A 21,383-nucleotide genomic window follows, 5' to 3' on the forward strand; every position below is an offset into this window, starting at 1 on the left:
TTGAAAAAGACAATCCGCATTGGCACCCGCGACAGTGAACTTGCACTTTGGCAAGCCAATACTGTAAAATCCAAACTTGAAAATTTAGGATACACCACACAATTGGTTCCCGTAAAATCTGATGGCGATTTGGTATTGGACAAGCCGCTTTACGAAATGGGTATCACGGGCATTTTCACCAAAACATTAGATGTAGCAATGATAACGGGAATCGTGGATATCGCCGTGCACAGCATGAAAGATGTGCCCACACTTTTGCCCAATGGTATTGTACAGACCGCGGTTTTGGAACGTGCTTCTTCCGAAGATATTTTGGTTACACCTCCATTCGCCCCTCACAAAAAGGGAATTGATTGGGAACAGCCCTGCACGATAGCTACAGGAAGCCTTCGCCGACAAGCGCAATGGCTTCACAGATATCCAAATCATAAAGTGGTGGATTTACGCGGAAACGTAAACACACGACTTCAAAAATTGAAAGATAACAATTGGCAAGGCGCCATTTTCGCCAAAGCGGGATTGCAAAGAATTAATTTATTACCCGAAAATTATATCGATTTAAGCTGGATGCTCCCCGCACCTGCACAAGGGGCCATGGTTATTGTGGCTTTGGAAAATGATGAATTCAGCAAAGAAGCCACTTCAAAATTGAATCATTCCACTTCTGAAATCTGCACGCACATTGAACGTGAATTTTTAAGTACATTGGAGGGCGGATGTACCGCGCCGATTGGAGCATTGGCGGAAATTATTGGGAATGAAATTCTTTTTAAGGGATGTCTATTTTCTCTGGATGGCCAATCGAAACTGGAAATTGAAAGAAAAGTTTTGGTGTCAGAATACAAAGGCTTCGGAAAGGAATGTGCCAAATTTATTTTGAGCAATGGCGGTTCAGAACTGATGAGTTCCATAAAAAATCAAATGGGATGAAAACCATTCTTTCCACAAAAAAGTTAAGTCCCTCCCAAAAAGGATTGATTACAAATGCCGGAATTTCTTTAGTGGAGTACAACGCCATAAAAATAGAATTCATTCCCTTTGAAATTCCATCAACTATTGAGAATGTAATTTTTACAAGCCAAAATGCGATAAACGCAGTTATGAGTTATGGGTTAGAAGTTATGAACTGCTTTTGTGTGGGTGAAAAAACCAAATCGCTTTTGGAGAAAAACGGTTTAAACGTCATTAAAATGACTGAATACGCTTCGGAATTGGCGGAATATTTGGTGAAAGATCATCAAAAAGATTCATTTCATTTTTTCTGTGGAAACATCCGAAGCGATGAAATTCCTTCAAAACTTAAAAACAATAAAATTGCTTTTGAAGAAATAGAGGTTTATAAAACAACACTGAATCCGAAGAAATTTGAACGGCAGTTTGATGCGGTTCTTTTTTTCAGCCCAAGTGGCGTGCGAAGCTTTGTTTCAGAAAATAAAATAAATGCTTCGAAAGTAATTTGCATTGGCAGTACAACCGCTCAAGAAGCAAGAAAATATACAGAAAACGTGGTAATTTCAAACGCCACAACCGTAGAAAGCGTAATTGCCAAAACGGTGAAACATTTAATTAGTCATTAGCTTTTGGCCATTGGCTCTTAGCTTCAGTAATTTAAAACTTTATGAGAAATTATAGAGAACTCGAAATATGGAAAAATGGAATTACCATTGTTGAAAAAATATATGAAATTTCAGCAAAACTTCCTGTCGATGAGCGCTTTGGTTTAAAGAGTCAAATTACGAGAGCTTCAATTTCTATACCTTCAAATATTGCCGAAGGTTGTAGTCGTAATAGTGAAATGGAATTCAAAAGATTTTTAGAAATTGCAATAGGCTCACTATTTGAAGTTGAAACACAATTAACTATATGCGAACGTTTAGGTTTTTTGAATGGAGATGATTTTAAAGACACACTCATATTGTTAAATAAAGAAGCAAAAATGATAAACAGTTTAATATCAAAAATAAAAACACAAAATAATTAATGGCCAATAGCTAACTGCTAAAAGCTTATACAAAAAACAATGATTAAAAACGATTTATTCTTAAAAGCCCTCCGCGGTGAAACCGTGGAAAGACCGCCCGTTTGGATGATGCGCCAAGCTGGAAGATATTTGCCCGAATTTCAGGAAATAAAAGCTAAATACGATTTTTTTACACGTTGCCAAACCCCAGAACTTGCCAGTGAAATTACCGTGCAACCTATCCGCAGATACGGAATGGATGCCGCAATTTTGTTCAGTGATATTTTGGTAATTCCGCAAGCGATGAACATTCATGTGGAGATGAAACCAGGCATTGGTCCTTGGGTACCAGATCCTATTCGCTCCTCAAAAGATTTAGAACGCGTGATTGTGCCAGATATTAATGAAACACTTGGCTACGTAATGGATGCCATTAAAATGACCAAAGAAAAATTGAATGACGAAATTCCGTTGATCGGTTTTGCTGGCAGTCCGTGGACAATTTTGTGCTATTGCGTGCAGGGACAAGGTTCCAAAAATTTTGACCTAGCGAAGGAATTCTGCTTTACACAACCCGTTGCTGCGCATGAATTGCTCCAAAAAATAACCGACACCACTATTTTATATTTAAAAGAAAAAGTTAAGGCTGGCGTAAATGCAGTGCAGATTTTTGACAGTTGGGGCGGGATGCTTTCGCCAACCGATTATCAAGAATTTAGTTGGCAATATATGCAGCAAATTATTGATGCGCTAAAAGATGAAACCCACGTAATCGCTTTTGGGAAAGGTTGCTGGTTTGCTTTGGACACGATGGCGAAAAGTGGTGCTTCCGCATTGGGTGTGGATTGGACCTGTTCACCAAAAAATGCGCGTTATTTAACTGGTGGAAAGATTACGCTTCAAGGAAATTTTGACCCAACGCGACTTTTTAGTCCTCCTTCAGAAATTAAAAAGATGGTGAAACAAATGATTGATGAATTCGGGAAAGATCGCTATATCGTGAACTTGGGCCATGGAATTTTACCAAATATTCCGCTGGAAAACGCCGGCGCTTTTATTGAAGCAGTTAAAGAATACAAACAAGAATAGATGCTTTGGAGGATTTTAAGGAGGCTGGATTTTAAGCAACTTTTTGGCTTGCTTTGGCTATTTCTTAAGAATCCGATCTATGCTTTTCCTACTGTTCTTGCAACAAGACGCTGTATGAATATTGCACAAAAAGAATATGGGAGCAGGCATCATTTAAGCAATAAGGCGAACGCTTTCAGACATGCACTTTGGGTTATTTTAATTATCAAAAGTTGTTTAAAATGGCGCAATAACGAAGAACAAGCAAAAACCTGGGCAAAAAAATTTACCGATTGGCACGAAGATTTTTCGCCAAACGAAGCTTTGGAAAGAGCCATGGATTTGCACAATAATAAAGTAGGCATCGCTCTTTTTGAAAATGTAAAAGCTGAAAATGAAATAAAAACCATTTCTTTTTTGAAACAAAAAGCTTCGGAATCGATGCAGATTGAAACTGTTGAAGAAGTTGAAAAACTTGAAAACAAATTAGTTTATATTCAATAATAAAAAACCTAACAGTTTTTTGAAACCTGTTAGGTTTGTAAAAAAATGCTAAAAAATATTCTAAAAGGCATACAAGCATACGCAGGCACTTTCAGCTTAATTAACAAACTTGGGCTATGGAAGTACTTTGCCGTGCCTATGGCCATTAGTTTTTTTACAGCACTTGCAATTGGTTTTTCTGCTTGGGGATTGAGTGATAACCTGGGAGCATTCATTTCAAAAATATGGTTTTGGGAATGGGGCTCAGAAACTTTTAGAACTATCAGTGAATTTATTGGAGCGCTTATAATTATTGCTTTCGGACTTATTATTTATCGCCATATTGTTATGGCGCTTAGCGCCCCGTTTATGAGTCCCGTTTCAGAAAAAATTGAAAAGTATCTTTTTGGCGAAAACCATTCACATAGAAAAACTTCAAATGCGGAGCAACTTTGGCGCGGCGTGCGCATAAACGTTCGCAATTTATTGATGGAATTAATGCTCACCATCCCAATTATTTTGATAGGTTTTATACCTGTAATAGGAATTGTTTCTTCTGTACTTTTGTTTTTGGTGCAGAGCTATTATGCAGGTTTTGGGAATATGGATTACACGCTGGAAAGGCATTACAAATATTCGGAAAGCATTCAATTTGTGCGTCGAAACCGTGGTTTGGCAATTGGCAACGGCATCGTTTTTATGTTGATGCTTTTGATTCCTGTTGTTGGAATTATATTGGTTTTGCCACTTTCGGTGACGGCTGCAAGTACTGAGACTTTAAAGGTTTTGGAAAAAGCCAAATCAGTTCAGAAAAAATTATAATGAAAGAACAATTTGTAGCATACATAAAAAATTTACAAAACGAAATCACTTCCGCTTTGGAAGAAATTGATGGAAAAGCAAAATTCAGAGAGGATAAATGGATACGCGAGGAAGGCGGCGGTGGCCAAACCCGCGTTATTGAAAACGGTAAAGTTTTTGAAAAAGGCGGCGTAAACATAAGTGAAGTCCACGGTAAATTGCCCGAAAGTATGCAAGCCTATTTCGGTGTAAAAGATGCAGATTTTTTTGCTTGCGGCCTCAGTTTGGTGCTTCACCCAAAAAGTCCGATGGTGCCAACGGTACACGCAAACTGGCGCTATTTTGAAATGTATGATTCCGGAGGAAATGTTGTAGACAGTTGGTTCGGCGGTGGGCAAGATTTAACGCCATATTATCTGTTTGGGGAAGATGCCAAACATTTTCACCAAGTTTGTAAAACCGCTTGCGACAAACACAATGAAGAATTTTATGAAACCTACAAAAAGCGTTGCGACGAATATTTTTGGAACGCTCATCGTGAAGAGGCGCGAGGTATTGGAGGTTTGTTTTTCGATTATCTGAAAAAAACTGCTACGATGGAAATGCAGGACTGGTATAACTTTGTAACAGAAATTGGTGATAGCTTTTTGGATTGTTATCTTCCCATTGTTCAAAAAAGGAAAGAGCTTCCTTATACTGAAGAAAACAAAACGTGGCAGGAAATACGCCGTGGGCGCTATGTTGAGTTTAATTTAGTACACGATAAGGGAACGCTTTTCGGATTAAAAACCAATGGACGGATCGAAAGTATTTTGATGAGTTTGCCGCCAGTTGTTCAGTGGAAATATTACCATCAGCCAGAGGCGGGGAGTGAGGAAGAGAAACTTGTGGAGGTTTTGAGAAATCCGAAAGATTGGATTAATTAATTTTGGATGTAGGATTTTAGATTAACAAATCAAAAAATCTAAAATCGTATATCGTAAATCAAAAATAAATATGTACCCATTAAGAAGAAATCGAAGATTAAGAACCAATGAAAGTATGCGAAGCTTGGTTCGGGAAACCATTATAAGCCCAAATGATTTTATTGTTCCGCTTTTTGTTGTGGAAGGAAAGGGCATAAAAGAAGAAATTGCTTCTATGCCAAATTATTACAGATTGAGTTTGGATCTGCTAGAAAAAGAAGTAAAAGAGCTTTGGAAACTTGGATTAAAATCGGTTCTACTTTTTGTAAAAGTTGACGATAAGCTAAAAGACAACAGCGGAAAAGAAGCTTTGAATGCAAATGGTTTGATGCAGCGTGCAATAAAGACGGTGAAAAACGCCGTTCCGGAAATGATTGTAATGACCGATGTGGCTTTAGATCCATTTTCAGTTTACGGGCACGACGGCATTATCTCTGAAGGAAAAGTTTTAAATGATGACACAAACGCTGTACTAGCAGAAATGTCGCTAAGCCACGCCAAAGCTGGAGCAAATGTTGTTGCTCCAAGCGATATGATGGACGGTCGCATTTTTGAAATTAGAACGCTTTTAGAAGATGAAGGTTTTTACAATACCGCAATTATGGCGTATAGCGCAAAGTATGCTTCCGCTTTTTACGGACCGTTCCGCGATGCGTTGGATTCTGCTCCAGTGGATTCCAAGGATATTCCGAAGGACAAAAAAACCTACCAAATGGATTACGCAAACCGTGATGAGGCAATAAAAGAAACGCTTATGGATATTGATGAAGGTGCAGATATTGTAATGATAAAACCAGGACTTTGTTATTTGGACATTGTGCGCGACATAAAACAGGCGGTTAACGTTCCCGTGGCGGTTTATCAAGTAAGTGGCGAATATGCAATGCTTAAAGCCGCTGCGGAAAGAGGTTGGTTGGATCACGATGCGGTTATGATGGAACAACTTACGGCCATAAAGCGCGCTGGAGCTTCAATGATTGCTAGCTACTTTGCAAAGGATGCGGCCAAACTAATTAATTAATAAAATTTTATCATTTCGAGTGTTATTTTCGCATACATTTGCTCGGTGAAAAGCATTGAAAAACATATAAATAAACTACTCGTTTCCGTTACCGTGTTTTTGGTTTTCGGAAATGTGGCTGTTGCTAATGAAGTGCTTTCTGCTAACAGCAAAACGGCGGTTATATCCGAGCTTCAAGAAGAGGATCACGGTAAGCCCTTTATTTTTAATGAGGTTTACCTAGGTGAGGTTTCGCAAACGGTTTCACAGAATGAATACTTGGGCTTAGATTTGGCTAAGACAACTGTTTCGCACCAAAATTTTTCTTTTGCCCGTGTTTCTTCAAATTATAGTTGCTTCTATTCTTCAAAAGACAAACGGGAGCTTATCTTCCGTCATATATTTCCTTTCCATTTTTTTTGGTGATACTGAATTAGTTTTTTCAGCTTGTTTGAATTGATTTTCAAACTTTTTTTATTCAATATTATTCACCAAAAAAACTATATATCATGGAAATAAACGTAACCTTTATTGGGGTAATCATTGTGCTTTTAATATTTGTACCAATAATTTATTTAATAATAAGTGCTGGTGGCAAGGAAAAGAAAATAAGGAAGACCATTTCACAGCTTTCGCAAAACAACGGCATACAATTAAAAAATATCGATTTTATAGGTAACTGCATCATTGCCGTGGATGAGGTTTCAAAGAAACTGGTCTATACTTCAAAGACAAACCCCACTGGCGATTTTAAAATTATTAATATGGAAGATATAAAGGACTGTCGCGCAAAAAGTATAAAACAATCAGATAAAACGCTTGATTGGGTGGGATTGGAGTTTGTTGAAAAAACAGGCAGACTTGAGATACCTTTTTATATTGAAAGTAATGACGAAGAGTTTACGAGAGACCCTTTTGTATGTCTTCAAGATGCCAAGCGTTGGGAAAATACGCTGAAGCCATTACTGAAAGCTTCGTAATTAATTGCTCTAATGAAACCGCCCAATGTGGCGGTTTTTTTATGCAATTAACAAAGCCTTTCATAAAAACAGAATTTAAATCTTTATTTTTAGGGAAAATTATTTAACCGGATATGACCTTATTAATAATATATGCACTGCTTTCCATTTTCTTTTCGTTTCTATGTTCCATTTTGGAAGCTGCACTACTTAGCTTTACCCCAACCTATTTGCGCATGAAGACCCAATCTGGGAAAAGCTATGCCAAGACACTTACCAATTTTAAAAAAGATATAGACAAGCCGCTAATTGCAATACTTACTTTAAACACTATTGCACACACTGTAGGCGCAATATTGGTTGGCGTACAGGCGGAAAAGCTACCTTTCAAAGTAGATTTGTGGGGAATGAATATTGTGGGCGTTGTTTCAGCAATCATGACGATGCTTATTTTAGTAGTTTCAGAAATAATTCCCAAAACTATTGGTGCTACCTACTGGAAAAAATTGGGACCCTTTACCGCAACTTTTCTCAAGGTAATAATCTTTCCCCTAAAATATACGGGGATTCTTTGGCTCCTTCTGTTTGTTACTCGTATGGTAGGTAAATCTGCCCATGTGAGCACCATGAGCCGTGAAGAATTTATGGCCATAACTGATGTTGCGGAAGAAGAAGGCGTTTTTGAGGAAAACGAAACTACAGTAATTAAAAATTTGCTCGTTTTTAAATCGGTTAAGGCGAAGGATGTAATGACGCCATTTCCTGTGGTTACTTTAGAAGATGAAAAAACGACCCTTCAAAAATTTCACAGCCGCCATAAGAATTTGCGTTTTTCACGAATACCTGTATTTAGGGATAAAACTCATAATATTTCTGGATTTGTGCTTAGGGACGATATTTTGGAAGAAATAGTTGAAGAACGTGGCGATAAACTATTGAGCGATATAAAGCGTGAAATATATATGATTTCTGCAGAAAAACCCATTCCGGATCTTTTTGAAACTTTTATAAAACAGCGTGTGCATATCGCGGCAGTTGTTGATGAATTCGGGAATACAATAGGCGTGGTTACGATGGAAGATATTATTGAAACTTTGTTGGGACTCGAAATTATGGACGAGAGTGATAATATTGAAGATATGCAACTGCAAGCGCGAAAGAACTGGGAAAAGCGTGCAAAAAAAATGGGTATTGAAATAGACGATGACCTGAATGAAGAATAATAGTAAAGCTTTTGAAGACTACGTAGAAACGCCTATTGGAACACTGATGCTTTCATTTAATAAAGATTTTGAATTGATTTCAGCAGTTTTTCTTGAGCCAGAAATTGCCCAGCCCATAGCGAAAAGTTCAGGCAGTGATGAAATACAAAATGTGATCAAACAGTTTGAGGAATATTTTGATGGAAAGCGAACAGATTTCAACATTAAACTTTCACCTGATGGAACTGAGTTTCAAACACGGGTTTGGAACGAACTTCTGAATATTCCCTTCGGAAAAACGGTTAGCTACCAACAGATGGCAAATACATTGGGCGATCCAAAAGTGATTCGCGCGGCGGCATCTGCCAATGGAAAGAACCCAATTTCAATAGTTATTCCATGCCATCGGGTAATTGGCAGTGATGGTTCATTAACAGGATATGCTGGTGGACTTCATCGGAAAAAGTGGCTGTTGGAATTTGAAAGTCCGTCGCCACAGCAATCTTTGTTTTAGATGAAACATCCGTGATTAATTTTTATTCAAACAGTGGAAAATATTTAGAGATTTTCCATCTGTCCTTAAAAAAAGAAACATTAAAGACAGATGAAAAGGATTAGGAATTTTTTTAAATGGATCTTTATTTTACTGGTTGTTTTAGTAATCGCACTTTACATTACCGGCTACGCTTACATTTTGAAAGGCGTTTGGGTGGTTTATCTTCACGGGCACACTACTGCCTATATTGACGATTTTAAATATTTTGAAACTGAAGAAATTCCTGCGAGTACCCAACCGCAACCTTGGCCCATTCATAAAAATTACAACACCGTTGAAGCAACCCAAGCGCTTTCTGAAATGAACGATACTTTGGGTACAGTTGCATTTTTGATTATTAAGAATGACAGCATTTGGCAAGAAAAATACTTTGATGGTTTTGGAAAAAAGTCGCAGACCAATTCTTTTTCAATGGCGAAGAGTGTTACTTCGGCTTTGCTAGGGAAGGCTATTGACGATGGTTTTATAAAAAATATCGAGCAGCCCGTTGGCGACTTTTATACACAATACAAAGGAACGGGGTTGACCGTGGGAAACCTATCCGCTATGGCCTCCGGGTTAGATTGGGACGAATCCTATTCAAACCCGTTTGGAATGACCGCAAGAGCATATTATGACGGGAATTTGGCAGAAAAAATACTCAATCTAAAAGTAGTTGAAAAGCCCGGGAAATCATATCATTATTTAAGCGGGAATACCCAACTTTTAGCTATGGTAATACAAAAAGCCACACAGAAAAAAATGGCGGATTATTTATATGAAAGTTTTTGGCAGCCGATGGGTGCAGAAAATCCCGCCGTTTGGCAGGTGGATGATGAAGAAAATAGATTGGTAAAAGCCTATTGTTGCATTGGCAGCAACGCTCGAGATTTTGCCCGTTTCGGTAAACTTTATAAAGATTACGGCAAGTGGAACGGCAAACAAATATTGGATTCTGCTTTTGTGGCGAAATCCATTACACCACGTTTTGCGGAAAGTCCGGAATACGGTTATGGCTTTTGGTTGAGTGATTTTTTGGGAAAGAAGATTTTTGTGATGCGTGGAATTCTTGGGCAATATGTCATCGTTATTCCCGAAGATGATTTGATTATTGTACGTTTGGGGCAACAGCGTGGCAATAAAACTGATTTGCCTTTTAGTAGTGATTTTTATGTTTATGTGGAGGAGGTTTATGAGATGATTGGAGATTGATGCTCTTTAGATTGATATTTTGTTTTTTATATATTTAATTCTTTTGAAAAAAGAAACATTAGCGCAAAAATAAGGTTGCACAAAAAGATTTAACTAATCAAAATATAAATGATAAAAAAAATTACAAAATGGGTTTTATGTTTTTTATCAATACCTGTTATTTATATACTGATTTCCTTACTATTAACAGCTGTTACAGTTAACAAAAAAAATCAAAATAATGAATCTAGCAGGTCAATCTTTTTAACTACAAATGGCGTTCATTTGGCTATTGTGTTACCCAAAAACAATATAGATTCATTAGTATTATCGGGAATAAAACACAGCACTACTGAAAATTATTTGGCGTTTGGTTGGGGCGACGAAAATTTCTATTTGAACACACCAACTTGGGGAGATTTAACTTTTAAAAATGCATTCGGAGCAATGTTTTTAAAGAGTCCTACATTAATTCATTTAACGCGCTACCAAAATAAACAAACCGGCTGGATTGAAATTAAAGTAACTGAATCAGAATTGAAAAAATTGAATTCTTATTTATTTGAAACATTTTTTTTAAATAAAAATGGAGAAAAAGTTATGCTTCTTGGAGAAGGATATACTTCAAGAGACGATTTTTATAAAGCCAATGGAAGCTATTCTTTTTTTAATACTTGTAACTCTTGGGTAAATTCAGCGTTTAAAAATGCGGGGCTGAAATCCTGTTATTGGACACCATTTGACTTTGGATTAATGAATAAATATAAGTAAATCGATTGCTTTTTTTGAATCTTTCTAATTAACAAAGCCTCTGCAAAAATCTATAATTTGAAAATATTACATTCAATATTTTTTCGTAGCTTTAAACTTCTCCCCGATTGAAATTTTCGAAATATGATTAAACGTATTAATTTGGAACATATCCTTTTCTTGGATATTGAGACCGTTCCGCAGCACGAGCATTTTAATGAACTTGATGATACCTCAAAAACACTTTGGGAGCTAAAAAGCCAATACCAGCGAAAAGATGATATCTCTGCGGAAGATTTTTATGAACGCGCCGGTATTTGGGCAGAGTTTGGAAAGATTGTATGCATTTCCGTAGGTTATTTTGTTTTGAAAGGTGATGTACGAAACTTTCGCGTAACCAGTTTTCACGGTGATGAGGTGAAAATTTTGAAAGACTTTAAAAGTCTTTTGGAGACGCATTTCAATAAACCACATCATGTGCTTTGTGCACACAATGGAAAGGAATTCGACTTTCCTTACATCGCCCGAAGAATGATAATAAACGGTATAGATATTCCTTTTAAACTCGATCTCTTCGGAAAAAAACCTTGGGAAGTTCCGCATTTGGATACGCTGGAACTATGGAAGTTTGGCGATTACAAAACCTTTACTTCGCTTAAACTAATGGCGCACGTTTTGGGAATTCCTTCGCCTAAAGATGATATAGACGGCAGCCAGGTGCGCAGCGTTTTTTATGAAGAAAAGGATATTGACAGAATCATTATATACTGCGAAAAAGACACCGTTACGGTTGCACAGATTTTTTTGAAACTTAGGAATGAAGAAATTTTGCATGAAGACGAAATACTTTCTGTTTAAACCGCATTTCTAGAAGCCACACCTTTCTGCAAGGATTTCTCTTTAAAATTTAGTAGATTTGCCAGCCATATTCAAATATACTTTTATGACAATTCTTAGATTCAATCCTAAATCATTTTTTATCCCTATGCTCGTTGCGCTTCCTTTCTTTATTTCGTGTAAAGACAAAGATGCTGCTGAGGAGATTGTGCCCGCCACTTCACAGGAAGCAACTCTTGAACAGAAAAAGCAGGCGTTACAAAATGTGGCTCCTACCTCAACTTCAACAGCAAATTCAACAAAGACTGCAGGCGGGATAAATCCGGCTCACGGAGAACCCGGTCATCGTTGTGATATTCCAGTAGGCGCTCCATTGAATCCTGCTGCAGGAAGTAACGACGCCACACCAACAACAAATAAGGTAAATGCTGTGCCAGCAGCCATTTCTGGGAATGGCGCTAATCCACCACACGGACAACCAGGGCACAGATGCGACATTAAAGTGGGCGACCCTCTTTAAAACTTATAAAGATTTTTAAAAAAAAGCGGCCCGTTTCAATTTTGAAACGGGCCGCCCTAATTATCAATACAAACTAACTACTCTTTAACAAATCTTTTTATTAATCTTTCGGTTTCGGTATTTACCTCAATCATGTAAACACCACTTTGCAATGATGAAACATCCAGGGTTTCTGTAAACAAACCTTTACCAACAACCTGTCCCATCAAATTATAGATTGCGAAATCCTTTCCTGTTGCATCTACCAAAGAAATATTCAAGGTGTGCTTAGCCGGGTTAGGATAAAGGGTCATTTCAGAAGTAGTAAGGCTATTGCCTTCTGTAAATCCTTGGGCGATACCAGTACTTCCAACGATTACCGTATAATCTTCTACTTCTCCATAACTGAAAGTTTCGCAAGCGTTTTGCGCTGCATTGTATTTCATAGAAACACGCATTCTGGTAGGGCCGGCAAGGGCGGAAGTGGGTACGTTAAAAGTTGCACTCAACGTTGCACTGCTTGAAGAAGATCCGCTTACCATCAACTCGTCGGAGTCAAACGTGCCATTTTGATTATAATCAATCCAAATTTTCCAGTACTCCCTATAACTGCTGCTTGCAAAACCTGCACTAATTTGAATGGTATTTGAACCGTAAGGCAAGTTTGCGGACAAATTGGTATTGTCTTTATAACCACCGTCGTTTCCTGAGGGCTTATTTAGATTATTCAGTTTTACAAGATCAATCCATTCATAACTTGAATTATTTCCTTTAGAAGCACAATACGAAATAGAATTTGACTGTGTAGTAACATTTACCGTATTGCTGTATGGCGAATTGTTGCCGGCGGCATCTTTTGCACGAACTGTAAAACTGTAGGCTGTTGCAGGCGACAGTCCGGTAATGTTTGCAGAAGTTCCGGTAACGGTTCCAATATTAGTACTTCCTTGGAAAATGTCATAACCTGTAACTCCTACGTTGTCTGTGGACGCATTCCACGAAAGGGTAAGCGTAGTTTTCGTTACGTTTGAAGCTACCAAACTAGCTGGTGCCGTTGGAGCCTGTGTGTCTGGTCCTGCACCACCTAAATTGATGGTATAGTCTTCCACTTCACCATAACTAAATGTTTCACAAGAAGTAGGTATTCCGTTGTATTTCATAGAAACTCGCATTCTAGTTTCACCGCCCACTGTTCCTGAAGGTACTGTGAACGTTCCACTATTTGGTGTGTTTGTAGAAGCTGCTTTGGACCAAACTAATTCGCCTGCATCACCAAAATCCTTATCACCATTATAATCAATCCATACGGCGTATCCTTCGTTATATGTAGTACCTGTCCAAGTTGGAGTAACGGTAACTGTATACGTTGAACCTTCATTTAAGGAAGTAGAGATGCTTGTAAAATTTGAATAAAGCTGTGCGCCAGAGGCATTGTTGATTGTATTTAACTGTACACGGCTTATGTATTCGTCATTCACGTTACTTCCCTGTGAAGCGCAATAATCGCTTCCGCCACCGCCACCATTGTATGCGGCTCCTACGCCTACGGCATACCAAGCATTTGTGGTTGCAATTTCCTCAGGACTTCCAGCGCCGTAAAGATCTTTTGCAGCTTGAATGGCACCATTTCTGGCATCGCTATATTGTGAATTTGAGTTTAAATAGACGGTTAGGTTTCTGTAGGCAATTGCAGCTGCTTTATCCATTCCTAATCCCGTAACATTATAACTGTCTCCTTTGTCATTCGTGCCGCTTTTTCCAACACTTAAAACATAGAACCAAAAATTTTGCACTCCAGAATTTGTATGAACACCACCTGAATCGCCAGAGCCTGAATACCAATTTGTACCTAAGTAGGTGTCAGGATCTCCGTAAGCGTTTGGGTTGCTCATGGAACGAAGCGCACCGCCGCTTCCGCCAGCACCAATTTCGTCGCCCATCAACCAATCGTTGGTGCCAGAAGCAAATTTTTCAATGGATTCACCAAAAATATCTGAAAAAGATTCGTTCAAAGCACCAGATTGGTAGCTGTAAACAAGGTTTGCAGAGTATTCAGTTACCCCGTGGGTAATCTCGTGACCGCAAATGTCTAAAGAAACTAAAGGGCCATAATTGGTGCCATCTCCGTCGCCATAAGTCATTCGGGTTCCGTCCCAAAATGCATTTACATAATTGGTAGAATAACTAACATACGATTTTATGATGGCTCCCGCATTGTTATAAGAATTTCTACCGTGTTTTTGGCTGAAATATTTATGTGTACGTTCTGCACCAAAGTGTGCTTGTACACCTGTTGGGTTTGAAGTAAAATTTGTTGAACCGCTTGTAACATCTACTGCGTTGTTATAGTTGGTGCTATTATTCAAATCAAAGGTTTGGATCCCACTGCCATCAGCAGTCTGTCGCAAACGGTATGGTCCAGATGCATTGTCTGCTGTAAAGGAAACGTTGCCATTGTAAAGACTTGTTCCGGTACCGGGTACATTTGCGTGATGGATTTTTTTGTTTTCCATAATGAACTGCCCAGTTTTTGCATCAATATATACATCGGCTCGGTAAAGTGGGGCCGTGGCATAGATGTCAAACTTGTATGCAAGTCTATTATTTTCAGAGATATTTTCGATTGCTGGAAAAATCACTAACTCTCCAGTTGGTTTTTGGTAATTAGCCAAAGTTGCTTCGGCAGTATTTTGCCACATGTATTTTGAAGCGCCTACGTGTGCAATTGCACTATTTAAAGCTTGTGAACCGCTTATAGAAGGCGTTGTGCTAAAATCTTCCGCGATGGGGAAATAAGCAGAATTTAATGACTGTACTGTACCTTTTTGGCTGCTCAGCGTTACCGTTGCAAACTCTACTTTTACACCATTAAAATACTGCTGGGTTTTTTGATGTGTAAATCCTAATGGATCCTGTTCTTGTTTTAGCGTAGTGAAAGAAGTTTGTGGAGATGGATTTAAAACTTCCTTGAAAATTTGAGTAGTGTTTTGAAGCGAATACGATTGTGAGGCATCAAAAACAACTAGACTCGGGGGTTGCTTTACGTTTCTCTTTTCATCTTTCTTACTTTGGGCGGTAGCCACCGCCGAAAAGGCAAAAATTATGAGTGTGAATAGAAAAACAAACTTGTTAATTTTTTTCATAATAATTAAGATTAAGTGAATAAATAGATTTGTTGTTTTGTTAAAAAACATTTAAAAGAACGATAAAAATTGATTAAATGAAATTTTATTCGATGAACTACAGTTAAAGTTATTTTTCGCAAGAATATTCTATCTTTGGAATCATGCAAAATCCTCCATTAATAGCCGTTGAATCGCTTACTGTTTACTTCGGAAATAAGAAAAACAGTATCGAGGTTTTACACGCTATTTCCTTTGATGTGTTTGAAAATGAAATTTTAGGGATTGTGGGTGAATCTGGTTCTGGGAAATCGGTCACCTCTCTTTCCATTATGGGCTTATTGCCGAAAAAGCAGGCGAATTTTACTGGGGAAATTTTATTTGAAGCGAAAGATCTGCTGAAAACTACTGAAAAAGAATTCCGAAAAATACGCGGTAGCGAGATAGCAATGATTTTTCAAGAGCCAATGAGCGCACTGAATCCTTCTTTGAAGTGTGGCTTTCAGGTTGCCGAAATACTTCGACTTCATTTAAAGATGAATACTTCAGAAGCAAAAAAGGAAACCATTTCACTTTTTGAAAAGGTAAAACTTCCACGACCCAATGAAATTTATAATAGCTATCCGCACCAAATAAGCGGTGGCCAGATGCAGCGGGTTATGATCGCGATGGCGATTGCCTGCAAACCGAAATTACTTATTGCTGATGAACCTACCACAGCGCTTGACGTAACTGTTCAAAAGGAGATTATTTCACTTCTGAAAACCATCCAACAAGAAACAAAGATGGCATTACTATTTATTTCGCACGATTTGAGTTTAGTTTCTGAAATTGCTGACCGGGTTTTAGTTATGTATAAAGGAGACATTGTTGAAAATGCCGCTACTTCTGAAATTTTCAAAAACCCAACTGCTGAATATACCAAAGCACTTTTGGCATCGCGGCCTTCACTGGACGTTCGTTTGGCGAAACTCCCCACAATTGCTTCCATAGCCGATAAAAGTTTTAAGCCAAGGGAAGTTAAACCTGTGGAGCGCGCTAAAAAGCACAAACAAATCTATACTCGAAAGCCAATTTTAGAAATTGCTAATTTGGAAAAATATTATTTCAGTAATGTTGGAATATTTGCAAAAGCGGAAGTGGTAAAAGCAGTGGATAATGTGAGTTTTTCAGTTTTTGAAGGCGAAACTCTGGGACTTGTAGGCGAATCTGGTTGTGGTAAATCTACTTTGGGAAGAACGATTCTTCAATTGGAGAAAGCAACTTCCGGAAGTATAAAATACCGCGGAAAAGAACTTACAACACTTTCCAGGAGTGAAATCAGAAATCTTCGAAAGGAGATACAGATTATTTTTCAGGATCCATATTCATCATTGAATCCCCGTTTAATGATAGGTCAGGCATTAATAGAGCCTATGGAAGTTCACGGTTTGGGGAAATCAAAAAAAGAAAGAAAAGAGCGGGTGCTGTCGCTGCTTGAAAGAGTGGGGCTGGACGAAAGTTATTTTTACCGTTATCCACACGAGCTTTCTGGTGGGCAACGGCAGCGAGTTGGGATCGCGAGAACAATTGTTGTAGAACCTAAGTTGGTTATTTGTGACGAGTCGGTTTCTGCATTGGATATTTCAGTACAGGCGCAGGTTTTGAATTTGTTGAATGAATTGAAGAATGATTATGGCTTCACCTACATATTCATATCGCACGACTTGGCTGTGGTAAAATATATGTCTGACCAGCTTTTAGTGATGAATAGGGGAAAAATTGAAGAATTGGGCGATGCTGATGAAATTTATGAAAACCCGCAGACCGAATATTCAAAGAGACTTATTGAGGCAATTCCAAAGGGTATTTAAAAATTGAAAAGAGGCAATAAAAAAAACCCGTTCCAACCTCACGAAGAACGGGTTAATAAATTATCTGTGTTTATGACAGATTTGGGGCATAAACAACCACAAAAAAAGATTAGATCAATAAAAACACTTTCTTAAAAATGAAAAGCACGTTTAGCAACAATTCTTTAGTGCTTTTAAAAGATCTAATTACTTTTTCCATATGAGGTTAAGTTGGTAAGATTTGGGACTGCTAATATCAACACATTTTTCATATAAAACGATAAAAGACACATAAATTCGATGAAATACACTAAATTTTAACATTTAAGCTCTTTTTCGTCATTTTTTAACATAAAAAAACCATGAAAATCATGGTTTTTAAAATATAAAATTGGTTTTTTTCTTAAAACTTCATCTCTATAATCTCACCGTTTACAATTAAATCTCCCTCTGTAGCTTTTATAATTTCTTCAACAGAAACTCCCGGTGCTCGTTCAAGGAGGTGAAATTTTCCATCAGTTATTTCGAGAACGGCAAGGTTGGTAACTATTTTTTTTACGCATTTTACACCCGTAAGTGGCAAGCTACATTCCTTTAATAGCTTAGACTCACCCTCACGGTTGGTATGCATCATTGCCACAATAATGTTTTCTGCGGAAGCAACCAAGTCCATAGCGCCGCCCATTCCTTTGACCATTTTTCCGGGGATTTTCCAATTGGCGATGTCTCCGTTTTGAGAAACTTCCATCGCGCCGAGGATTGTGAGATCAACGTGCTGGCCACGTATCATCCCAAAACTCATCGCCGAGTCAAAAAAAGATGCGCCGGGCAGTGCAGTGATTGTTTGCTTTCCAGCATTGATCAAATCTGGATCTTCTTCGCCTTCAAAAGGAAAAGGACCCATGCCGAGAATTCCGTTTTCACTCTGAAATTCAACGCTTATATCATCTCGCACAAAGTTGGCTACCAAAGTTGGTATCCCAATTCCCAAGTTAACGTAGTAGCCATCTTTTACTTCTTTTGCAATCCGTTTTGCTATTTGTTCTTTAGTTAAAGCCATTAGTTTCTTTTTCTAACTGTTAATTGCTCAATACGTTTTTCATATTTTTCACCCTGAAATATTCGTTGAACAAAAATTCCAGGAATATGAATTTGGTTCGGGTCTAGCTCTCCAGCGGGAACTAATTCTTCTACTTCAGCAACCGTGATTTTTCCGGCTCCACACATTACTGGGTTGAAGTTTCTGGCGGTTCCTTTAAAGATGAGGTTTCCAGCTTCGTCGCCTTTCCACGCTTTTATAAAAGAGAAATCTGCTTCAAAAGCTTTTTCCATTACATGCATTTTACCTTTGAAATCGCGGGTTTCCTTTCCTTCTGCCACCTCAGTTCCATACCCGGCTGGTGTGAAAAATGCTGGAATTCCGCTTCTGGCTGCTTCGCAACGTTGCGCCAATGTTCCCTGCGGAATCAGTTCAACCTCCATTTCGCCACTTAACATTTGACGTTCAAATTCTGCATTTTCTCCTACATAGGATGAAATCATTTTTTTTATTTGATGCTTTTTCAGAAGGAGACCAAGACCAAAATCATCAACACCAGCATTATTTGAAATACAAGTGATATCTTGAATATTTCTGCGAACCAATTCTGAAATAATATTTTCCGGGATGCCGCAGAGACCGAAGCCACCGAGCATAAAAGTCATTCCGTCTGCAATACCCTCACAGGCCTCGCGAACGTTTGCAACTGTCTTTTTTATCATTTTTTAAATTTTCTGAAAATTACGAAATTTCAACCTATAAAAAAACCTCACAGGTGTTGAAAAACTTGTGAGGTTTGTATTTACTAATGGAAGTTTTCATCAAAAATCAAACTCATCCGAGATTTCCTCAATATCAGGGTCTCCTTCGCGCCATTTGGAACAATCGGTTTCAATGGACAGATTTTCGGGACGTTTGAAGTTTCCAGTGGAAACACCCAAATCTTCATCTTCATAACAACTTTTCATATACATTCCCCATATAGGCAGTGCCATTGTAGCGCCCTGTCCGTAAGCGGTGGAGCGGAAGTGTGTTGCGCGATCATCACCGCCTACCCAAACGCCTGTAACCAAATTAGGAACCATACCCATAAACCAGCCGTCACTGTTGTTTTGTGTAGTTCCCGTTTTACCGGCTATGGGATTTGTGAAATTATACGGATATCCCGTTACAGCATTTTTATAAACTGCGGAGCCTTCACGACCCGTTCCGCGCAAACGGCTACCCGAACCCGATTGGGTAACGCCCTCCATTAAGCTAACCGTTACGTAGGCAGTTTCATTGCTAATAACGTCTTTTGTTTTGGGCACGTTTTGATAAAGCACCGTTCCATTTTTATCTTCTATTCGTTGAATTAAAATAGGTTCTACATAAACGCCTTCATTTGCAAAGGTGCTATATGCACCCACCATTTCATAAACGGAAACATCTGGTGTTCCTAATGCTATGGAGGGTACGGCGGGCATATTTTCTGTATCAACACCCATTTTCGCAACTAAATCGATAACAGGTTCTGGACCCACCCGGTCAATAAGTCTTGCGGTAATTGTGTTAATAGAATTTGCCAGTGCATATTTAAGCGTGACCATTCCACCATAACTTCCGCCTGCATTTTTTGGAGCCCAAGGTTTTAATAAATGGTGTTTGCCAGCTGGTATAGTGTACATGGTGTTGGGCAAGGTATCGCACGGAGACATGTGCATTTGATCTATTGCCGTGGCATAAACAAAAGGCTTAAAGGTGGAGCCTATTTGGCGTCTTCCTTTTTTCACCATGTCATATTTATAATGTTTGTAGTCAATGCCTCCCACCCAAGCTTTTACTTCACCGGTTTGTGGGGTCATGGACATCATTGCAGCTTGTAAAAATGATTTGTGATAACGGATGGAATCTAAAGGTGTCATCACGGTATCAATATCTCCTTTCCAAGAAAATACCCGCATTGGCACTTTCTTTTTAAAGCTTTTTATTATTTCTTCTTCTTCTTTTCCTTGCTTTTTCATTTCACGCCAACGGTCACTTTTCCGCATTGCGGAATTTAAAATGCCTTCAGTTTCCTCTTCTGTAATATCACGGAAAGGTGCGGTCTTGTTATTCTTGTTTTGTTCGTCAAATGCTACTTGCAATTGTGCCATATGCTTTTTAACAGCCTGTTCAGCGTACTCTTGCATTTTACTATCTATAGTTACAAAAACCTTTAACCCATCCTGATAAATATTGTAATTGCTGCCATCTGGTTTGGGATGTTCCTTTATCCAATCTTCCATAAATTGACGAGCATATTCCCGAAAGTAAGTTGCGCTACCTTCATCGTGACCCTGTGGTGTAAATTTTAAGTTTAACGGAAGTGCTTGCAGCGAATCCATAACTTTTTCTGAAATGTAATCGTACTTTTCCATTTGCGCCAAAACCACGTTCCTGCGCTCGCGGACCATTTCCGGCCTCCGGTTTGGGTTAAAAAGTGAGGAATTTTTAAACATTCCCACCAGCATTGCAGCTTCAGCAGTTGTTAATTGCGAAGGTGGTTTGTCAAAATAAATGTTTGCAGCACTCTCGATGCCTACGGCTTGGTTTAGAAAATCGTACTCGTTAAAGTACATTGTAATAATCTCCTCTTTTGTATAGCGACGTTCCAAACGTGTGGCAATAATCCATTCCTTTACTTTTTGAAGAACTCTTTCCACTTTATTCGCAGCTCTTTGGTCTGTAAAAAATAGTTTTGCCAATTGTTGGCTGATGGTACTTGCGCCCCCTCTTGTGCCCAAGAATGCAATGGCGCGCACTGTTCCTTTGCCGTCAATGCCAGAATGGTCGTAAAAACGCACATCTTCAGTAGCTATTAAAGCATTTACTAAATGATCGGGTAAAGTGTCAAATGGAACGGGCGTTCTGTTTTCTTTATAAAATTTTCCAATAGTTTTTCCATCGGAAGAAACAATTTCGGTAGCTAGATTCTTTTCTGGATTCTCCAAGCTGGTTTCATCTGGGAGACTTCCAAAAACACCCCAAGATGCAAGTAAGAAAAACAAAATAACCACAAGTATGAAACCTGCGAAAATCTTCCAAAACGTTTTGATGTGATTACCCGCATCATTTTGTTTCTTCTTTTTAGGAGCTGCTTTTTTTGTTGCCATATTAAA

The 21,383-nt window shown here is 38.5% G+C and carries 21 protein-coding genes; 17 read left to right on the plus strand and 4 right to left on the minus strand.

All coding sequences use genetic code 11. The features are described 5' to 3' along the window. The 16 genes from hemC (at position 1) to ESV24_RS15435 (ending at position 12,271) form a co-directional block, all read left to right on the plus strand. Positions 1-930, plus strand: a complete 930-nt coding sequence (gene hemC / locus ESV24_RS04320) for a hydroxymethylbilane synthase (RefSeq protein WP_200829514.1) — start codon at positions 1-3, stop codon at positions 928-930. Then, entirely contained in the window at positions 927-1,577 is a 651-nt protein-coding gene (locus tag ESV24_RS04325) for a uroporphyrinogen-III synthase (protein ID WP_111815432.1), read from the plus strand. Before hemC ends, ESV24_RS04325 begins: the two co-directional genes overlap by 4 nt. Before the next feature lie 41 nt (positions 1,578-1,618). Beyond that, a complete protein-coding gene (locus ESV24_RS04330; RefSeq protein WP_111815433.1) occupies positions 1,619-1,981 on the plus strand; it encodes a four helix bundle protein in 363 nt (120 codons plus the stop codon). Positions 1,982-2,020: 39 nt separating this feature from the next. Beyond that, a complete protein-coding gene (gene hemE / locus ESV24_RS04335; RefSeq protein ID WP_111815434.1) occupies positions 2,021-3,049 on the plus strand; it encodes a uroporphyrinogen decarboxylase in 1,029 nt (342 codons plus the stop codon). Next, positions 3,050-3,532 (plus strand): DUF6973 domain-containing protein, encoded by a 483-nt coding sequence (locus tag ESV24_RS04340; RefSeq protein ID WP_111815435.1) that lies wholly within the window; start codon positions 3,050-3,052, stop codon positions 3,530-3,532. A 45-nt stretch (positions 3,533-3,577) separates the two neighbouring features. Continuing rightward, positions 3,578-4,333 carry an EI24 domain-containing protein gene (locus tag ESV24_RS04345; RefSeq protein WP_111815436.1) on the plus strand — a complete coding sequence of 252 codons (756 nt, stop codon included), beginning with the start codon at positions 3,578-3,580 and terminating at the stop codon, positions 4,331-4,333. After that, on the plus strand, positions 4,333-5,238 hold the full coding sequence (hemF, locus tag ESV24_RS04350) for an oxygen-dependent coproporphyrinogen oxidase (RefSeq protein ID WP_111815437.1): 906 nt from the start codon (positions 4,333-4,335) through the stop codon (positions 5,236-5,238). The genes ESV24_RS04345 and hemF overlap by 1 nt, the downstream gene beginning before the upstream one ends. Before the next feature lie 70 nt (positions 5,239-5,308). Continuing rightward, the gene (hemB, locus tag ESV24_RS04355; RefSeq protein ID WP_111815438.1) at positions 5,309-6,298 is read left to right on the plus strand and encodes a porphobilinogen synthase; all 990 of its coding nucleotides are present in this window, start codon (positions 5,309-5,311) and stop codon (positions 6,296-6,298) included. Positions 6,299-6,343: 45 nt separating this feature from the next. Next, complete coding sequence (locus tag ESV24_RS04360) at positions 6,344-6,703, plus strand: hypothetical protein (RefSeq protein ID WP_111815439.1); 360 nt, start codon at positions 6,344-6,346, stop codon at positions 6,701-6,703. An 83-nt stretch (positions 6,704-6,786) separates the two neighbouring features. After that, positions 6,787-7,257, plus strand: coding sequence for a hypothetical protein (locus ESV24_RS04365; RefSeq protein ID WP_111815440.1), 471 nt, complete (start codon positions 6,787-6,789; stop codon positions 7,255-7,257). Between the two features lie 113 nt (positions 7,258-7,370). Beyond that, positions 7,371-8,459 carry a CNNM domain-containing protein gene (locus ESV24_RS04370; protein WP_111815441.1) on the plus strand — a complete coding sequence of 363 codons (1,089 nt, stop codon included), beginning with the start codon at positions 7,371-7,373 and terminating at the stop codon, positions 8,457-8,459. Then, positions 8,449-8,952 (plus strand): methylated-DNA--[protein]-cysteine S-methyltransferase, encoded by a 504-nt coding sequence (locus ESV24_RS04375; RefSeq protein WP_235003997.1) that lies wholly within the window; start codon positions 8,449-8,451, stop codon positions 8,950-8,952. The genes ESV24_RS04370 and ESV24_RS04375 overlap by 11 nt, the downstream gene beginning before the upstream one ends. A gap of 90 nt (positions 8,953-9,042) precedes the next feature. Beyond that, a complete protein-coding gene (locus ESV24_RS04380) occupies positions 9,043-10,185 on the plus strand; it encodes a serine hydrolase domain-containing protein (RefSeq protein WP_111815442.1) in 1,143 nt (380 codons plus the stop codon). 108 nt (positions 10,186-10,293) lie between these two features. After that, the gene (locus tag ESV24_RS04385; RefSeq protein ID WP_200829515.1) at positions 10,294-10,935 is read left to right on the plus strand and encodes a DUF2459 domain-containing protein; all 642 of its coding nucleotides are present in this window, start codon (positions 10,294-10,296) and stop codon (positions 10,933-10,935) included. A 123-nt stretch (positions 10,936-11,058) separates the two neighbouring features. Continuing rightward, positions 11,059-11,772: a 3'-5' exonuclease gene (locus ESV24_RS04390; RefSeq protein WP_111815443.1), complete on the plus strand. Its 714-nt coding sequence runs from the start codon at positions 11,059-11,061 to the stop codon at positions 11,770-11,772. Positions 11,773-11,857: 85 nt separating this feature from the next. Beyond that, positions 11,858-12,271: a hypothetical protein gene (locus ESV24_RS15435; RefSeq protein ID WP_200829516.1), complete on the plus strand. Its 414-nt coding sequence runs from the start codon at positions 11,858-11,860 to the stop codon at positions 12,269-12,271. Positions 12,272-12,348: 77 nt separating this feature from the next. On the opposite strand, the gene ESV24_RS04400 is transcribed toward ESV24_RS15435, so the two are convergent. After that, positions 12,349-15,393 (minus strand): M4 family metallopeptidase, encoded by a 3,045-nt coding sequence (locus ESV24_RS04400; RefSeq protein WP_160110594.1) that lies wholly within the window; start codon positions 15,391-15,393, stop codon positions 12,349-12,351. Between the two features lie 143 nt (positions 15,394-15,536). Here ESV24_RS04400 and ESV24_RS04405 point away from each other — a divergent pair, with 143 nt between their 5' ends. Continuing rightward, positions 15,537-17,225 (plus strand): ABC transporter ATP-binding protein, encoded by a 1,689-nt coding sequence (locus ESV24_RS04405; RefSeq protein WP_111815445.1) that lies wholly within the window; start codon positions 15,537-15,539, stop codon positions 17,223-17,225. Between the two features lie 382 nt (positions 17,226-17,607). Here ESV24_RS04405 and ESV24_RS04410 read toward each other — a convergent pair whose 3' ends face one another. The 3 genes from ESV24_RS04410 to ESV24_RS04420 all read right to left on the minus strand — a co-directional run bounded on the left by ESV24_RS04410 (position 17,608) and on the right by ESV24_RS04420 (position 21,377). After that, positions 17,608-18,264, minus strand: coding sequence for a CoA transferase subunit B (locus ESV24_RS04410; RefSeq protein WP_111815446.1), 657 nt, complete (start codon positions 18,262-18,264; stop codon positions 17,608-17,610). Further along, complete coding sequence (locus ESV24_RS04415; protein ID WP_111815447.1) at positions 18,264-18,965, minus strand: CoA transferase subunit A; 702 nt, start codon at positions 18,963-18,965, stop codon at positions 18,264-18,266. Before ESV24_RS04415 ends, ESV24_RS04410 begins: the two co-directional genes overlap by 1 nt. 99 nt (positions 18,966-19,064) lie before the next feature. Continuing rightward, on the minus strand, positions 19,065-21,377 hold the full coding sequence (locus ESV24_RS04420; protein ID WP_111815448.1) for a penicillin-binding protein 1A: 2,313 nt from the start codon (positions 21,375-21,377) through the stop codon (positions 19,065-19,067). Between the last annotated feature and the right edge of the window lie 6 nt (positions 21,378-21,383).

This window comes from Aequorivita lipolytica (assembly GCF_007997135.1).
GTDB classification, from domain to species: Bacteria; Bacteroidota; Bacteroidia; order Flavobacteriales; family Flavobacteriaceae; genus Aequorivita; species Aequorivita lipolytica.